General features: G+C 34.5%; 12 protein-coding genes and 5 tRNA genes. All 17 read right to left on the minus strand.

Going from position 1 to position 15,007, the window contains the following annotated elements; genetic code table 11:
• Positions 1 to 73: 73 nt before the first annotated feature.
• The gene (rpoC, locus tag DFQ07_RS11995; RefSeq protein ID WP_133537187.1) at positions 74 to 4,345 is read right to left on the minus strand and encodes a DNA-directed RNA polymerase subunit beta'; all 4,272 of its coding nucleotides are present in this window, start codon (positions 4,343 to 4,345) and stop codon (positions 74 to 76) included.
• 100 nt (positions 4,346 to 4,445) lie between these two features.
• Positions 4,446 to 8,255: a DNA-directed RNA polymerase subunit beta gene (gene rpoB, locus DFQ07_RS12000; protein WP_133537189.1), complete on the minus strand. Its 3,810-nt coding sequence runs from the start codon at positions 8,253 to 8,255 to the stop codon at positions 4,446 to 4,448.
• Positions 8,256 to 8,490: 235 nt separating this feature from the next.
• Positions 8,491 to 8,865, minus strand: coding sequence for a 50S ribosomal protein L7/L12 (rplL, locus tag DFQ07_RS12005; RefSeq protein WP_133537191.1), 375 nt, complete (start codon positions 8,863 to 8,865; stop codon positions 8,491 to 8,493).
• Between the two features lie 49 nt (positions 8,866 to 8,914).
• Complete coding sequence (gene rplJ, locus DFQ07_RS12010) at positions 8,915 to 9,433, minus strand: 50S ribosomal protein L10 (protein ID WP_133537193.1); 519 nt, start codon at positions 9,431 to 9,433, stop codon at positions 8,915 to 8,917.
• Between the two features lie 21 nt (positions 9,434 to 9,454).
• Positions 9,455 to 10,147, minus strand: coding sequence for a 50S ribosomal protein L1 (gene rplA / locus DFQ07_RS12015; protein WP_133537195.1), 693 nt, complete (start codon positions 10,145 to 10,147; stop codon positions 9,455 to 9,457).
• Positions 10,148 to 10,167: 20 nt separating this feature from the next.
• A complete protein-coding gene (rplK, locus tag DFQ07_RS12020) occupies positions 10,168 to 10,605 on the minus strand; it encodes a 50S ribosomal protein L11 (protein WP_133537197.1) in 438 nt (145 codons plus the stop codon).
• Between the two features lie 64 nt (positions 10,606 to 10,669).
• Positions 10,670 to 11,218, minus strand: a complete 549-nt coding sequence (gene nusG, locus DFQ07_RS12025; RefSeq protein WP_133537536.1) for a transcription termination/antitermination protein NusG — start codon at positions 11,216 to 11,218, stop codon at positions 10,670 to 10,672.
• Positions 11,219 to 11,220: 2 nt separating this feature from the next.
• Positions 11,221 to 11,412 carry a preprotein translocase subunit SecE gene (secE, locus tag DFQ07_RS12030; protein WP_133537199.1) on the minus strand — a complete coding sequence of 64 codons (192 nt, stop codon included), beginning with the start codon at positions 11,410 to 11,412 and terminating at the stop codon, positions 11,221 to 11,223.
• Between the two features lie 54 nt (positions 11,413 to 11,466).
• Positions 11,467 to 11,539, minus strand: a tRNA-Trp gene (locus DFQ07_RS12035).
• A gap of 58 nt (positions 11,540 to 11,597) precedes the next feature.
• Entirely contained in the window at positions 11,598 to 12,785 is a 1,188-nt protein-coding gene (gene tuf, locus DFQ07_RS12040) for an elongation factor Tu (protein ID WP_133537201.1), read from the minus strand.
• Positions 12,786 to 12,860: 75 nt separating this feature from the next.
• Positions 12,861 to 12,933 (minus strand) — tRNA-Thr (locus DFQ07_RS12045).
• A gap of 11 nt (positions 12,934 to 12,944) precedes the next feature.
• Positions 12,945 to 13,017: transfer RNA gene (locus DFQ07_RS12050), tRNA-Gly, on the minus strand.
• Positions 13,018 to 13,042: 25 nt separating this feature from the next.
• Positions 13,043 to 13,125, minus strand: a tRNA-Tyr gene (locus DFQ07_RS12055).
• A gap of 43 nt (positions 13,126 to 13,168) precedes the next feature.
• Positions 13,169 to 13,242, minus strand: a tRNA-Thr gene (locus DFQ07_RS12060).
• 98 nt (positions 13,243 to 13,340) lie between these two features.
• The gene (gene hpf / locus DFQ07_RS12065) at positions 13,341 to 13,649 is read right to left on the minus strand and encodes a ribosome hibernation-promoting factor, HPF/YfiA family (protein ID WP_133537203.1); all 309 of its coding nucleotides are present in this window, start codon (positions 13,647 to 13,649) and stop codon (positions 13,341 to 13,343) included.
• A gap of 13 nt (positions 13,650 to 13,662) precedes the next feature.
• The gene (locus tag DFQ07_RS12070; RefSeq protein WP_133537205.1) at positions 13,663 to 14,550 is read right to left on the minus strand and encodes a tyrosine-type recombinase/integrase; all 888 of its coding nucleotides are present in this window, start codon (positions 14,548 to 14,550) and stop codon (positions 13,663 to 13,665) included.
• A gap of 83 nt (positions 14,551 to 14,633) precedes the next feature.
• The gene (gene rpsU / locus DFQ07_RS12075) at positions 14,634 to 14,831 is read right to left on the minus strand and encodes a 30S ribosomal protein S21 (protein ID WP_028892869.1); all 198 of its coding nucleotides are present in this window, start codon (positions 14,829 to 14,831) and stop codon (positions 14,634 to 14,636) included.
• Between the last annotated feature and the right edge of the window lie 176 nt (positions 14,832 to 15,007).

Raw genomic sequence — 15,007 nt, forward strand, 5'->3', positions numbered from 1 at the left:
ATTTAGTAAAAAAATAAGGGTTTATCGTTCAATGAACGCTAAACCCTTATTAAAATTTATAAACAATAGTTTCTTATAAACTTTGTTCTATTTCATCTTTAGGACCAACTATTTGATCTTCATACATTCTCATTCCTGTACCTGCAGGTATACGTTTACCTACAATTACATTTTCTTTTAATCCTTCTAACTCATCAACTTTACCGTTTACTGCGGCTTCGTTTAATACTTTAGTAGTTTCCTGGAACGATGCAGCTGAGATAAATGACTTCGTTTGTAATGAAGCTCTTGTAATACCTTGTAATACTTGTTCAGCTGTTGCTGGTTGAGCATCACGCGCTACTACTAAGTTTTTATCTGCTCTACGTAAAAGAGAGTTTTCATCTCTTAATTGACGAGCTGAAATGATTTGTCCTGGTTTTAAGTTTTCTGAATCTCCAGCATCTTCAACAACCTTCATTCCGTAAATCGCATCATTCTCTTTGATAAAGTCAATTTTATGAACTAATTGATTTTCTAAGAACAATGTATCTCCAGAATCAATAATTCTAACTTTACGCATCATTTGACGTACTACAACTTCGAAATGCTTGTCATTAATCTTTACTCCTTGTAAACGATATACTTCTTGAATTTCATTTACCAAGTATTCTTGTACTGCTGAAGGTCCTTTGATATTTAAAATATCAATTGGAGTAATCGCTCCGTCAGATAATGGCATACCTGCTTTGATAAAGTCATTCTCTTGAACTAAGATTTGGTTAGATAACTTAATTAAGTATTTCTTAACCTCTCCAGTTTTAGATTCGATAATGATTTCACGGTTACCACGCTTAATTTTACCAAACGATACAACTCCATCAATTTGTGCTACTACAGCTGGGTTAGAAGGGTTACGCGCTTCGAATAACTCAGTTACACGTGGTAAACCTCCTGTAATATCTCCTGCTTTACCTGACTTACGAGGAATCTTAACTAATGTTTTACCTGATTCTACTTTATCTCCATCATTTACCATTAAGTGTGCTCCTACTGGTAAACTGTACGAACGTAATGCATTACCATCAGCATCTTCAATAATTAAAGAAGGAATAATTTTCTTATTCTTAGAATCAGTAATTACTTTCTCTTGGAAACCAGTTTGTTCATCAATCTCTACAGAGTAGTTGATTCCTTGCTCTAAGTTATCAAATTTCACTTTTCCTGCGAATTCTGATACAATAACTCCGTTAAATGGATCCCATTGACATACTGCATCTCCTTTTTTAACCGTCTTTCTATCTTTATCAAAAATGATAGAACCGTAAGGAATAATATTGGTACTCAATACTACATCTGTCTTCTTATCAGTTATCTTGATTTCTGCTGTACGAGAAATTACAATATCAACTTCTTCACCATTAGCATCCTTACCTTTTACAGTACGTAAATCATCAATCGTTACATTTCCGTCAAATTTAGCAATCAACTTGTTCTCTTCAGAAATGTTTCCTGCAACCCCACCTACGTGGAATGTACGTAATGTTAACTGAGTACCTGGCTCTCCAATAGACTGTGCTGCAATTACACCAACTGCTTCACCTCTTTGAACTTTTTTACCTGTAGATAAACTTTGTCCGTAACATTTTTCACAAATACCTCTTTCAGACTCACAAGTTAATGGAGATCGAACTTCTACCATATCAACTCCTGCCTCTTGAATTTTATCTGCTAAAACAGGTGTTATTAATTCACCCGAAGCAACTAATAAGGTATCAGTATTTGGTATATACACATCATGTAATGCAGTACGACCAGAAATTCTATCACTTAAAGATTCAACGATTTCGTCATTTTTCTTTAATGGACTTACTTCTAATCCTCTTAATGTACCACAATCTTCTTCGTTTACGATAACATCCTGAGATACATCTACTAAACGACGTGTTAAGTAACCAGCATCTGCTGTTTTTAATGCTGTATCGGCAAGACCTTTACGAGCACCGTGTGTAGAGATAAAGTATTCTAAGATTGATAATCCTTCTTTAAAGTTTGATAAAATCGGGTTTTCAATAATTTCTCCACCACTAGCAGTCGATTTTTTAGGTTTTGCCATCAGACCACGCATACCTGTTAACTGACGAATCTGCTCCTTCGATCCACGTGCTCCAGAATCTAACATCATATATACTGAGTTAAACCCTTGTTGATCTTCACGTAAACGCTTCATCGATAATTCAGTTAATCGGTTGTTGGTAGATCCCCAAACATCAATTACCTGGTTATAACGTTCTTTTTGGGTTAACATACCCATGTTATAGTTCATAATGATTCCATCCACTTCTTTATTAGCTTCATCAATCATTGCTTGCTTTTCTTCTGGAATAATGATATCTCCTAATGAGAATGATAAACCTCCTTCGAAGGCATATTTATATCCCATATTCTTAATTTCATCTAAGAATTTTCCTACCGAAGGAATATTTGTAACTTTTAAAATGTTACCAATAATTCCTCTTAATGATTTCTTAGTTAAAACTTCATTGATATACCCTGCAGCTTCTGGTACAACTTCGTTAAATAAAACTCTACCTACTGTAGTTTCGATAATCTTAGTAACTTGTTTACCTTCTTCTACGTCTTGAGTACGTACTTTTATACCAGCATTTAAGTCTACTTTATCTTCGTTTAAAGCAATAATAACTTCTTCTGGTGAATAGAAAGTTAACCCTTCTCCTTTAATAGGTACTTCAGGAGTTGACTTTCTTTCTTTAGTCATATAGTATAACCCTAAAACCATATCCTGAGACGGTACCGTAATTGGTGCTCCGTTTGCAGGGTTTAAGATATTATGAGAAGCTAACATTAATAATTGTGCTTCTAAAATAGCTTCTGGTCCTAATGGTAAGTGGACTGCCATTTGATCCCCATCGAAATCGGCGTTAAAGGCTGTACACACTAATGGGTGTAAACGAATTGCTTTACCTTCAATTAATTTCGGTTGGAATGCTTGAATACCTAAACGGTGTAAGGTAGGGGCACGGTTTAATAAAACTGGGTGTCCTTTAATTACATTTTCTAAAATATCCCAAACAACTGGTTCTTTTCTATCTATAATCTTCTTTGCAGATTTTACTGTCTTAACAATTCCTCTTTCGATTAACTTACGAATTACGAAAGGTTTGTATAATTCAGCCGCCATATCTTTTGGCAATCCACATTCGTATAATTTTAATTCAGGTCCTACAACAATAACCGAACGTGCAGAATAATCAACACGCTTTCCTAATAAGTTTTGACGGAAACGTCCTTGTTTTCCTTTTAAACTATCAGATAATGATTTTAATGGTCTGTTTGACTCTGTTTTTACTGCAGATGATTTACGTGTGTTATCAAATAATGAATCTACCGATTCTTGTAACATACGTTTTTCGTTACGTAAAATTACCTCTGGTGCTTTAATTTCCATTAATCGCTTTAAACGATTGTTACGGATAATTACACGACGATATAAATCATTTAAATCAGAAGTAGCGAAACGACCTCCATCTAATGGAACTAATGGACGTAATTCTGGTGGAATTACCGGAATTACTTTCATAATCATCCACTCTGGATTGTTTTCTCTATTCTTTTGAGAATCTCTAAATGCTTCAACAACATTTAAACGCTTTAATGCTTCGTTTTTACGTTGTTTTGAAGTTTCAGTATTTGCTTTATGACGTAACTCATATGACAATGTGTCTAAATCGATTCTTTCTAATAAATCAATTAAACACTCTGCTCCCATCTTAGCAATAAACTTATTAGGATCAGAATCTTCTAAGTACATATTTTCTTGCGGAAGTGTATCTAAAATATCTAAATACTCTTCTTCTGTTAAGAAATCCATTTTTTGTAATGGTTCCCCTTCAGCATTTTTTGCAATACCTGGTTGAATTACTACATAACGCTCGTAGTAAATAATCATATCTAACTTTTTAGATGGTAAACCTAAAAGGTATCCCATTTTGTTAGGTAATGATCTAAAATACCAAATATGTGCTACAGGTACTACTAAGTTAATATGACCTACTCTATCTCTACGTACTTTTTTCTCAGTAACTTCTACCCCACAACGGTCACAAACGATCCCTTTATATCGAATTCTTTTGTATTTACCACACGCACACTCGTAATCTTTTACAGGACCAAAGATACGCTCACAAAATAACCCATCTCTTTCTGGTTTGTGTGTACGGTAGTTAATCGTTTCTGGTTTTAACACCTCTCCTTTAGAAGCCTCTAAAATAGACTCAGGTGATGCTAAACCTATTGAAATTTTGTTAAACTTCTTAACAGTGTATTTTTCGTTTTTTCTTGCCATGATAATGGATTCGAATTAAAAATAAATGTCTTATATAAAAAGACTGATATTGAAAAAATGATTTGCCTCAGAGCTTTCGATCTGAGACATTTCACTGTGATTATTCTTCTAATTTAACGTCTAATCCTAAACCTTTAAGTTCGTGCATTAATACGTTAAATGATTCTGGTAAACCTGGCTCTGGCATAGCCTCACCTTTTACAATACTTTCGTAAGTTTTAGCTCTACCTAATACGTCATCAGACTTAACAGTTAAGATTTCACGTAAGATACTTGATGCTCCATATGCTTCAAGTGCCCAAACTTCCATCTCTCCAAAACGCTGACCTCCAAACTGAGCTTTACCTCCTAATGGTTGTTGTGTAATTAATGAGTAAGGTCCGATAGAACGCGCATGCATCTTATCTTCAATCATGTGACCTAACTTAATCATATAAATTACCCCTACAGTTGCAGGTTGATCGAAACGTTTACCTGTACCTCCATCATATAAATATGTATGTCCGTAACGTGGAATTCCAGCTTCATCAGTTAAAGCATTAATTTCCTCAATTTTTGCACCATCAAAAATTGGAGTCGCATATTTTTGACCTAATTTTTGACCTGCCCATCCAAGAACAGTTTCATAAATCTGACCAATGTTCATACGTGATGGTACCCCTAATGGGTTTAATACGATATCTACTGGTGTTCCGTCTTCTAAGAAAGGCATATCTTCTTGACGTACAATACGAGCAACAATACCTTTGTTTCCGTGACGTCCTGCCATCTTATCTCCTACTTTTAATTTACGTTTTTTAGCTACATAAATTTTAGCAAGTTTTAAGATTCCTGCTGGTAATTCGTCTCCTACAGAAATTGTAAATTTCTCACGACGTAAAACTCCTTGTAAGTCGTTTACTTTAATCTTATAGTTGTGAACTAATTCTACAACTAAATCGTTTAACTCTTTATCGGTAGTCCAAGTTCCATTTAAATGTGTAAAATCTTCAACAGAATTTAACATTTTTTGAGTGAACTTCTTACCTTTTGGTAATACTTCTTCTCCTAAGTCATTATAGACTCCTTGAGAAGTTTTACCTGATACTAAGTTGAATAATTTTTCTACTAAAGTATCTTTTAACGTTTCAAATTTAGAGATATAAGATGCTTCTAAAGCTGCAATTGCTTCTTTATCACGAGCACGTTTGTTCTTATCTTTTACAGCACGTTTAAATAATTTCTTGTTGATTACAACACCTCTTAACGATGGAGAAGCTTTTAATGATGCATCTTTCACATCACCTGCTTTATCACCAAAGATAGCACGTAATAACTTTTCTTCAGGAGTTGGATCAGACTCTCCTTTAGGTGTAATCTTACCAATTAAGATATCACCAGGATTTACCTCTGCTCCGATACGAATCATACCGTTTTCATCTAAGTCTTTAGTAGCCTCTTCTGAAACGTTAGGAATATCGTTTGTTAATTCTTCTGCTCCTAACTTTGTATCACGAACATCTAATGAATATTCATCGATATGAATAGAAGTAAAGATATCTTCACGAACAACTTTTTCAGAAATTACGATTGCATCCTCAAAGTTATACCCTTTCCAAGGCATAAAGGCAACTTTCATGTTTCTTCCTAAAGCTAATTCACCTTTTTGTGTTGCATAACCTTCACAAAGTACTTGACCTTCTTCAACTCTATCACCTACTTTTACAATTGGCTTTAGGTTAATGTTAGTACCTTGGTTAGTTTTTCTAAACTTAATTAAGTCATACGATTTTTCATCCGGTTCAAAGCTTACCATTCGCTCTTCTTCAGTTCTATCGTACTTAATTGTAATTTTGTTAGCATCTACATACTCAACAACTCCAGCTCCTTCAGCATTGATTAAGATACGAGAGTCTTTTGCTACTCTACGCTCTAAACCTGTACCTACGATAGGAGACTCTGGACGTAATAATGGAACTGCTTGACGCATCATGTTAGATCCCATCAATGCACGGTTCGCATCATCATGTTCTAAGAAAGGAATTAACGATGCTGAAATCGAAGCGATTTGGTTTGGAGCAACGTCCATATAGTTAATTGCTTCTGGGCTTTCCACAGGGAAATCACCTTCTTCACGAGCAATAACTCTTTCGCTTTCTATCTTACCGTCTTTAGCAACTGGTAAGTTAGATTGTGCAATCTTCATTCCTTCTTCCTCTTCAGCACTTAAATAGATAGGATCTTCTGGAGAAACTGAACCATTATCTACTTTCTTATATGGTGTTTCAATGAATCCCATACTATTTACTTTAGCATAAACTGCTAAAGAAGAAATAAGTCCAATGTTTGGTCCTTCAGGTGTTTCAATCGGACATAAACGACCATAGTGCGTATAGTGAACGTCACGAACCTCGAACCCTGCTCTTTCACGTGATAAACCTCCAGGTCCTAATGCCGATAAACGACGCTTGTGAGTAATCTCTGCTAATGGATTTGTTTGATCCATGAACTGAGATAACTGGTTGGTACCAAAGAAAGAGTTAATTACTGAAGATAACGTCTTAGCGTTAATTAAGTCGATTGGAGTAAATACTTCGTTGTCACGAACATTCATTCTTTCACGAATAGTACGTGCCATACGAGCTAAACCTACACCAAACTGACCTGCTAATTGTTCTCCTACAGTTCTAACACGACGGTTAGATAAGTGATCGATATCATCTACTTCAGCTTTCGAATTGATTAACTCAATTAAATACTTAATAATAGTAATGATATCATTCTTAGTTAATACTTTTTGATCTAAATCTTCATCTAAACCAAGTTTAGTATTCATTCTAAAACGTCCTACTTCACCTAAACTATAACGTTGCTCTGAGAAGAATAATTTTTCAATAATTCCTCTTGCAGTTTCCTCGTCTGGCGGTTCAGCGTTACGTAATTGTCTATAAATATGCTCTACAGCCTCTTTTTCAGAGTTTGTAGGATCTTTTTGTAATGTATTGTGGATGATTGCGTAATCTGCTTGCTGATTATCTTCTTTGTGTAATAAGATAGTTTTAGCTCCAGATTCGATTATTTCATCAATATGTTCTTTTTCAATAATGGTATCACGATCGAAAATAATTTCGTTACGCTCAATCGATACTACTTCTCCTGTATCCTCATCAACGAAATCTTCATGCCAAGTTTTTAAAACTCTCGCGGCTAATTTACGCCCTAATACCTTCTTTAATCCTGCTTTAGAAACTTTTATTTCTTCAGCTAAATCAAAGATTTCTAATATATCTTTATCTCTTTCAAAACCAATGGCTCTGAATAATGTTGTTACTGGTAATTTTTTCTTTCTATCAATATAAGCATACATTACTTGATTGATATCGGTAGCAAATTCAATCCAAGAACCTTTAAATGGAATTACTCTTGCAGAGTATAATTTAGTTCCGTTTGCGTGGAAAGATTGCCCAAAGAATACACCTGGTGAACGGTGTAATTGTGACACAACAACTCTTTCTGCACCATTAATAATAAAGGTACCAGAGTTTGTCATATAAGGAATTGTACCTAAATATACATCTTGAACAATAGTTTCGAAATCTTCGTGTTCAGGATCGGTACAATATAATTTTAAACGAGCTTTTAAAGGTACACTGTAGGTTAAACCACGTTCGATACATTCTTGAATACTGTATCTTGGTGGATCTACAAAGTAGTCTAAAAATTCTAATACAAATTGGTTACGTGTATCAGTAATTGGAAAGTTATCCATGAAAGTTTTATACAAACCTTCTTCTCCTCGCTCATCAGCTTTAGTTTGCAGTTGGAAAAAATCTTGGAATGATTTCACCTGAATATCTAAAAAATCTGGATAATCAGTTCCTAACTGCGATGATGCGAAGTTAATTCTTTCAGTAGTATTTATCGTTGCCAAAAGAGATGCTATTTTTAATTAAAAATATTATTTTTGAAACTTGACTGTTTCAATACTGCAATTTTAATTGCTTTTACTGATTAAAAATCAGCACTTTATAATCGTAAAATCACAATGGTAATTATTGTGAAAAATAAAGAACGAATATATACACAAAATGGTTTAGGCCTAAAAACATGTGTTTTTAGTACCTAAACCTTAATTGTTTTTTCCCTTTTAAAATCGGGAGTATAGCTTACTTAAGCTCTACCTCAGCTCCTGCTTCTTCTAAAGATTTTTTAAGACCTTCTGCCTCATCTTTAGATACAGCTTCTTTTACTGGTGCTGGTGCGCTATCAACGATTGCTTTAGCTTCTTTTAATCCTAATCCAGTTAATTCCTTAACTAACTTTACAACTGCTAATTTAGAACCTCCTGCTGCTTTTAAGATTACATCAAATTCAGTTTTTTCCTCTGCTGCATCTCCTCCACCTGCTACTGGTCCTGCTACTGCTACTGCAGCTGCTGCTGGCTCAATACCATACTCTTCTTTTAAAATATCAGCTAATTCATTAACTTCTTTTACTGTTAAGTTAACTAATTGTTCTGCGAAATCTTTTAAATCTGCCATTTTAATTGTTTTTAAAAATTTTATTATTTTAGTTTATTAGTGCGCGAAATTATTTTTCTGATAATGTCTTTAAGATACCTGATAACTTACCACCACCTGATTGTAATGCTGAAACAACATTCTTAGCAGGAGATTGTAATAAGGTAATAATATCTCCAATAAGTTCTTCTCTAGATTTGATGTTAACAAGAGCGTCTAATTGGTCATCTCCAATATAAACTGCCTCTTCAACATATGCTCCTTTTAATAAAGGACGATCTTTTGATTTTTTTCTGAACTCTTTGATAACTTTTGCTGGTGCATTTGCAGCCTCAGCAATTAATATTGAAGTATTTCCTTTTAATACGTCTGGTAACTCTCCGAAATCTTTATCAGAAGCTTCCATTGCTTTTGAAAGCAATGTGTTTTTAACAACAGCCAATTGTACGTTAGCTTTAAAACAAGCTCTACGTAAGTTAGATGTAGTTGCAGCATCTAAACCAGAAATATCTGCTAAATAGATGGTACTTGTATCTGCTAATTGTGCTGTTAAATCTTGTATTACTTGTGATTTTTCCTCTCTAGTCATAATTAAAAAGTTTTAACTGCCTTATGATACAGATTTTACATCTACAGCAACACTAGGACTCATAGTTGAAGACATAAAGATGCTTTTGATATAAGCTCCTTTAGCCGCTGTTGGCTTTAATTTAATTAATGTTTGTATTAACTCATTTGCATTTTCTTCAATCTTAGCAGCATCAAAAGATGCTTTTCCGATTGCAGCGTGTACAATACCAGTTTTATCTACTTTAAAGTCAATTTTACCAGCTTTTACTTCTTGTACTGCTTTTGCAACATCCATAGTTACTGTACCAGTTTTTGGGTTTGGCATTAAACCACGAGGACCTAATACACGTCCTAAAGGACCTAATTTACCCATTACACTAGGCATAGTAATAATAACGTCAACATCAGTCCAACCTCCTTTAATTTTTTGAAGGTACTCATCTAATCCAACATAATCAGCACCAGCTTCTTTAGCTTCTGCTTCTTTATCTGGAGTAACTAATGCTAAAACTTTTACATCTTTACCAGTTCCGTGAGGTAATGTTACAACTCCACGTACCATTTGATTAGCTTTACGAGGATCTACTCCTAAACGTACTGCTAAATCAACAGATGCATCAAATTTTACGTTTGTAATTTCTTTAACTAAAGCTGATGCTTCACTTAAATTATAAACTTTAGAGCTATCTACTTTAGCACGAGCCTCTTTTTGTTTTTTAGTCAATCTTGCCATTTTCTAAATCTCTTTTAAGTTTATGCAGGAGCATCACCTGTTACTGTTAATCCCATAGAACGAGCTGTTCCGGCGATCATTCTCATTGCAGACTCTAATTCAAAGGCATTCATATCTACCATTTTGTCTTCTGCAATTCCACGAATTTGATCCCAAGAAACGCTTGCTACTTTTTTCCTATTAGGCTCACCTGAACCTTTCTTAATTTTGGCCGCTTCTAATAATTGTACTGCAGCTGGTGGTGTTTTTACAACAAACTCAAATGATTTGTCTGTATAAACAGTAATAACAACAGGTAATACTTTACCTTGTTTGTCCTGTGTACGAGCATTAAACTGCTTACAGAACTCCATGATGTTAACACCGGCAGCACCTAAAGCGGGTCCAACTGGTGGCGACGGATTCGCTGCACCTCCCCTAACTTGTAGTTTTACTAATTTACTTACTTCTTTTGCCATTGTTTAAGATTTAACGATGTGTTTAAATTGGAAGCTTAAACCCATCAAAATATAGGTGTAACAATTATATTTTCTCTACTTGCATATAGTTTAGTTCTAATGGTGTTTTTCTTCCAAAAATCTTCACCATTACTTCTAATTTACGCTTTTCTTCATTAACCTTTTCAACTGTTCCATCGAATCCATTAAAAGGTCCATCAATTACTTTTACAGTTTCACCAACTGAATAAGGAATTGCTATGTTTTCATCTTTAACAGAAAGTTCGTCTACTTTTCCTAACATTCTGTTTACTTCTGATTTACGCATTGGTACAGGCTCTCCTCCTTTAGTTTCACCCAAAAAACCAATAACTCCTGTTACTGATTTAATTACGTGAGGAACTTCACCTGCCAAATTAGCCTCAATCATTACGTAACCAGGAAAATAAACTCTTTCTCTGTTTATCTTCTTTCCGTTTCGTACTTGAATAACTTTTTCTGTTGGAACGATTACTTGGTTTACATAATCAGACAACCCATGACGAGCAATCTCAGTCTCGATATAAGTTTTTACCTTATTTTCTTGACCTCCAATAGCTCTAACCACATACCATTTCATCACCGACTCAGCCATCATTAAAACATTTTAAAGAAGTTATCTAACCCCGTTTGAAAAACTTTATCTATAGCAGCTACGGCTAATGCAAAAACAATTGTAAATGCTGCAACTACTACAGTAGACTTCTGTGCTTCTTCACGAGAAATCCAAGTCATATTAGTGCTTAATTCTTCAAAAGAATCTTTAATGTATTGTATAAAGTTATTCATATTTTATCCTTTTAACGAGTTGCGGTAAAACCACAACTCGTTTTAGTTTTTTTGCACGGGTTGAGAGACTCGAACTCCCGACACCTGGTTTTGGAGACCAGTGCTCTACCAACTGAGCTAAACCCGTATTTATAAAGGAGTCTCACTAATAAGGAGACTCCTTATAATTTATAATTAAACTATAATTAGTCTAAAATTTCAGTTACCTGACCAGCTCCTACAGTTCTACCTCCTTCACGGATAGCGAATTGTAAACCAACGTTTAATGCGATTGGTTGGATTAAGTCTACAGTAATAGTTAAGTTATCACCTGGCATTACCATTTCTACTCCATCAGGTAAGTTAATGTTACCAGTTACGTCAGTTGTACGTACGTAGAACTGTGGACGGTAGTTATTATGGAATGGAGTGTGACGTCCACCTTCTTCTTTCTTTAAGATATACACCTCAGCTTTAAACTTAGCGTGTGGAGTAATTGAACCTGGCTTACAGATTACCATACCTCTCTTAATATCAGCTTTATCAATACCTCTTAATAAGATACCAGCGTTATCTCCAGCCTCTCCTCTATCTAAGATTTGACGGAACATTTCGATACCAGTTACAGTAGAAGTTAATTTCTCATCTCCCATACCGATGATCTCTACAGGATCTCCTGTATTGATGATACCAGTTTCGATACGTCCTGTTGCAACAGTACCACGACCAGTAATAGAGAATACATCTTCGATTGGCATTAAGAATGGCTTTTCAGTATCTCTTGGTGGCTCTTCAATCCAAGTATCAACAGCTTCCATTAATTCTAAAACTGTATCAACCCACTTTTGCTCTCCGTTTAATGCACCTAAAGCAGAACCAGCAATAACAGGACCATTATCTCCATCATACTCATAGAAAGATAATAAATCTCTTACTTCCATCTCTACTAACTCTAATAACTCCTCATCATCAACCATATCAACTTTGTTTAAGAAAACAACGATACGTGGAATACCTACCTGACGACCTAATAAGATGTGCTCACGAGTTTGTGGCATTGGACCATCCGTAGCAGCTACTACTAAGATAGCACCATCCATTTGTGCAGCACCAGTTACCATGTTCTTTACGTAATCGGCGTGACCTGGACAGTCAACGTGCGCGTAGTGACGGTTAGCTGTTGCATATTCTACGTGAGAAGAGTTAATTGTAATACCTCTTTCTTTTTCTTCTGGAGCGTTATCGATTTGATCAAAAGCTCTTTGCTCAGAATATCCTGCATCTGCTAAAACTTTTGTAATTGCAGCTGTTAAAGTAGTTTTACCGTGATCTACGTGACCAATAGTACCTACGTTTAAGTGCGGTTTCGAACGATCATAAGTTCCTTTTGCCATGATTATTAATTTTAATTCTTAGTTAAATATATTTAGTGTTATTTCAAAACTCTTGTCAAATAAACTCTAAAATAGAGCCAACAACGGGATTTGAACCCGTGACCTCATCCCTACCAAGGATGCGCTCTACCAACTGAGCTATGTCGGCAACGAATTTAGAGCGGGAGACCGGGTTCGAACCGGCGACATTCAGCTTGGAAGGCTGACGCTCTACCAACTGAGCTACTCCCGCTTTTTTTTGCTGTTAAGATTTTTTGTGGGGAGAGCAGGATTCGAACCTGCGAAGTCGTAAGACAACGGAGTTACAGTCCGTCCCATTTGGCCGCTCTGGAATCTCCCCAAAAATCTTAAATCAAAATTTTAATGAACTTTTATTCTTTTAGAGCCGATGGAGGGACTCGAACCCACGACCTGCTGATTACAAATCAGCTGCTCTAGCCAGCTGAGCTACATCGGCTTTTGCCATAAAAAAACAATCCGCTATTTCTAACGGACTGCAAATGTAAAAAGTAATTTTTAATTTTTAAAACTTTTTTCAATTATTTTTTATTGTTTTTACGATACCAAAGCATCCTTTATTTTTTCTTTTGATTTTCGCAACTGCCTCTTAAGCGACTCTGCACATGTACTCAACCCTTCTTCAAAGGTCTTACATTGTTTTTTTACAATCAATTCATTCCCTGGAATATTGATTTTCACCTCCGTAATTTTGTTTTCCTTTTCACTTGTGTTCTGCACCTTTAAAAACACTTCTGCATCAACAATCTTGTCATGAAACTTTTCCAATCCCCCTACTTTTTTCTCAATGAAGTTTATTAATTTTTTGTCCGCTGAGAAATTTACTGACTGTGTGAATACCTTCATAATTCTTCAATCTTTAGGTAGACTCTCTAGGGTGAGCCTTATTATACACTTTTTTTATTTGCTCCAAGCTACTATGCGTATATACTTGGGTGGAGGCTAAACTTGAATGCCCTAGTAATTCTTTAACCGAATTTAACGACGCACCGTTATTAAGTAGATGTGTCGCAAAAGCATGCCTTAATATATGTGGGCTTTTTTTTACTTTTGTTGACACCCTACTAAAGTACAAATTTATTATTCGGTAAACAAGAGTTTCGTAAATTTTAACTCCTTTTTCGGTTATCAATAACTCTTCAATATCTTCTTTTTCATATGCTTTTTTCAACTCTAAATACTCCTCTAATGTTTTACATACAGAAGGCAATATTGTTACATACCTTTCTTTATTTCTTTTTCCTAATACCTTTATCGCTTTTTTTCTAAAATCAATATCTTTTTCTTTAATGTTTATTAACTCGATCCTTCTAATCCCTGTTGAATATAATATTTCAACTATTAAACGATTTCTTACCGAGACAAAATCTGAATCACCCTTAATTAACTTTAACACTTCTTCAATTTCATTTTGATCAAATGGTGTTTGAAATTTTTTTTGAGTTTTTAAGGCTTTATGACTTGACAAAGGATTAATAGTTACTTCTTCTATTTTTTGTAAAAACTTATAAAACGATTTTAAAGAACTAATCTTTCTATTTACACTTCTATTTGAAACTCCACTATTTATCAAACTAACAATCCATGTTCTTATTTGATTATAATGAATCTCAGCTAGTTCCTCTTGATCAAACTCAACTATACAAAAATCTTTAAACGCGATTAAATCCGTCTTATATGCTTGTATCGTATGTTTAGAATAGTTTTTTTCAAACTCTAAATATTGTAAAAAAGCTTCTATAAGCATTTATCTTTTTTTTATTAAAATGAAGGTACAAAAAAAACCTGTATTGGATTCAATACAGGTTTTTACATTTTTAAGGACAACTACTATCCTACTTCTTCTTGAGTTCTTAATCTCTGAACGTAAGATGCTTTAATCATTTGAGCACGTTTAGCTACAGACGGTTTAGTAAATTGCTTTCTGTTACGTAATTGCTTCATCGTTTTTGTACGATCAAATTTACGCTTATAACGTTTTAACGCTCTATCGATATTCTCTCCTTCTTTAACTGGAATGATTAACATGTTTTTGCACCTCCTTTCATTGTAGTTTTCTATATTTTAAAAACAACCGATAAAACACAGTTAATCAGTTGATTATATTGTTTTTAATTTATTTGGACGGCAAAGATACAAAGTATTATTTAAATTTAAATTATTTTTTAATTGCTTTTTAACCAAAAAAGTAAGCTAAATAAAAA

The sequence above is a fragment of the Tenacibaculum caenipelagi genome (assembly GCF_004363005.1).
Classification (GTDB): Bacteria; Bacteroidota; Bacteroidia; order Flavobacteriales; family Flavobacteriaceae; genus Polaribacter; species Polaribacter caenipelagi.

What these genes read in the sequence shown, in the direction of transcription:
- DFQ07_RS12070 (WP_133537205.1), bottom strand. Translation starts at nt 14,550, where the DNA reads ATGCTTATAGAAGCTTTTTTACAATATTTAGAGTTTGAAAAAAACTAT.
- rplA (WP_133537195.1), bottom strand. Translation starts at nt 10,147, where the DNA reads ATGGCAAGATTGACTAAAAAACAAAAAGAGGCTCGTGCTAAAGTAGAT.
- rpsU (WP_028892869.1), bottom strand. Translation starts at nt 14,831, where the DNA reads ATGTTAATCATTCCAGTTAAAGAAGGAGAGAATATCGATAGAGCGTTA.
- hpf (WP_133537203.1), bottom strand. Translation starts at nt 13,649, where the DNA reads ATGAAGGTATTCACACAGTCAGTAAATTTCTCAGCGGACAAAAAATTA.
- rpoC (WP_133537187.1), bottom strand. Translation starts at nt 4,345, where the DNA reads ATGGCAAGAAAAAACGAAAAATACACTGTTAAGAAGTTTAACAAAATT.
- secE (WP_133537199.1), bottom strand. Translation starts at nt 11,412, where the DNA reads ATGAATAACTTTATACAATACATTAAAGATTCTTTTGAAGAATTAAGC.
- tuf (WP_133537201.1), bottom strand. Translation starts at nt 12,785, where the DNA reads ATGGCAAAAGGAACTTATGATCGTTCGAAACCGCACTTAAACGTAGGT.
- rplJ (WP_133537193.1), bottom strand. Translation starts at nt 9,433, where the DNA reads ATGACTAGAGAGGAAAAATCACAAGTAATACAAGATTTAACAGCACAA.
- rplK (WP_133537197.1), bottom strand. Translation starts at nt 10,605, where the DNA reads ATGGCAAAAGAAGTAAGTAAATTAGTAAAACTACAAGTTAGGGGAGGT.
- nusG (WP_133537536.1), bottom strand. Translation starts at nt 11,218, where the DNA reads ATGGCTGAGTCGGTGATGAAATGGTATGTGGTTAGAGCTATTGGAGGT.
- rplL (WP_133537191.1), bottom strand. Translation starts at nt 8,865, where the DNA reads ATGGCAGATTTAAAAGATTTCGCAGAACAATTAGTTAACTTAACAGTA.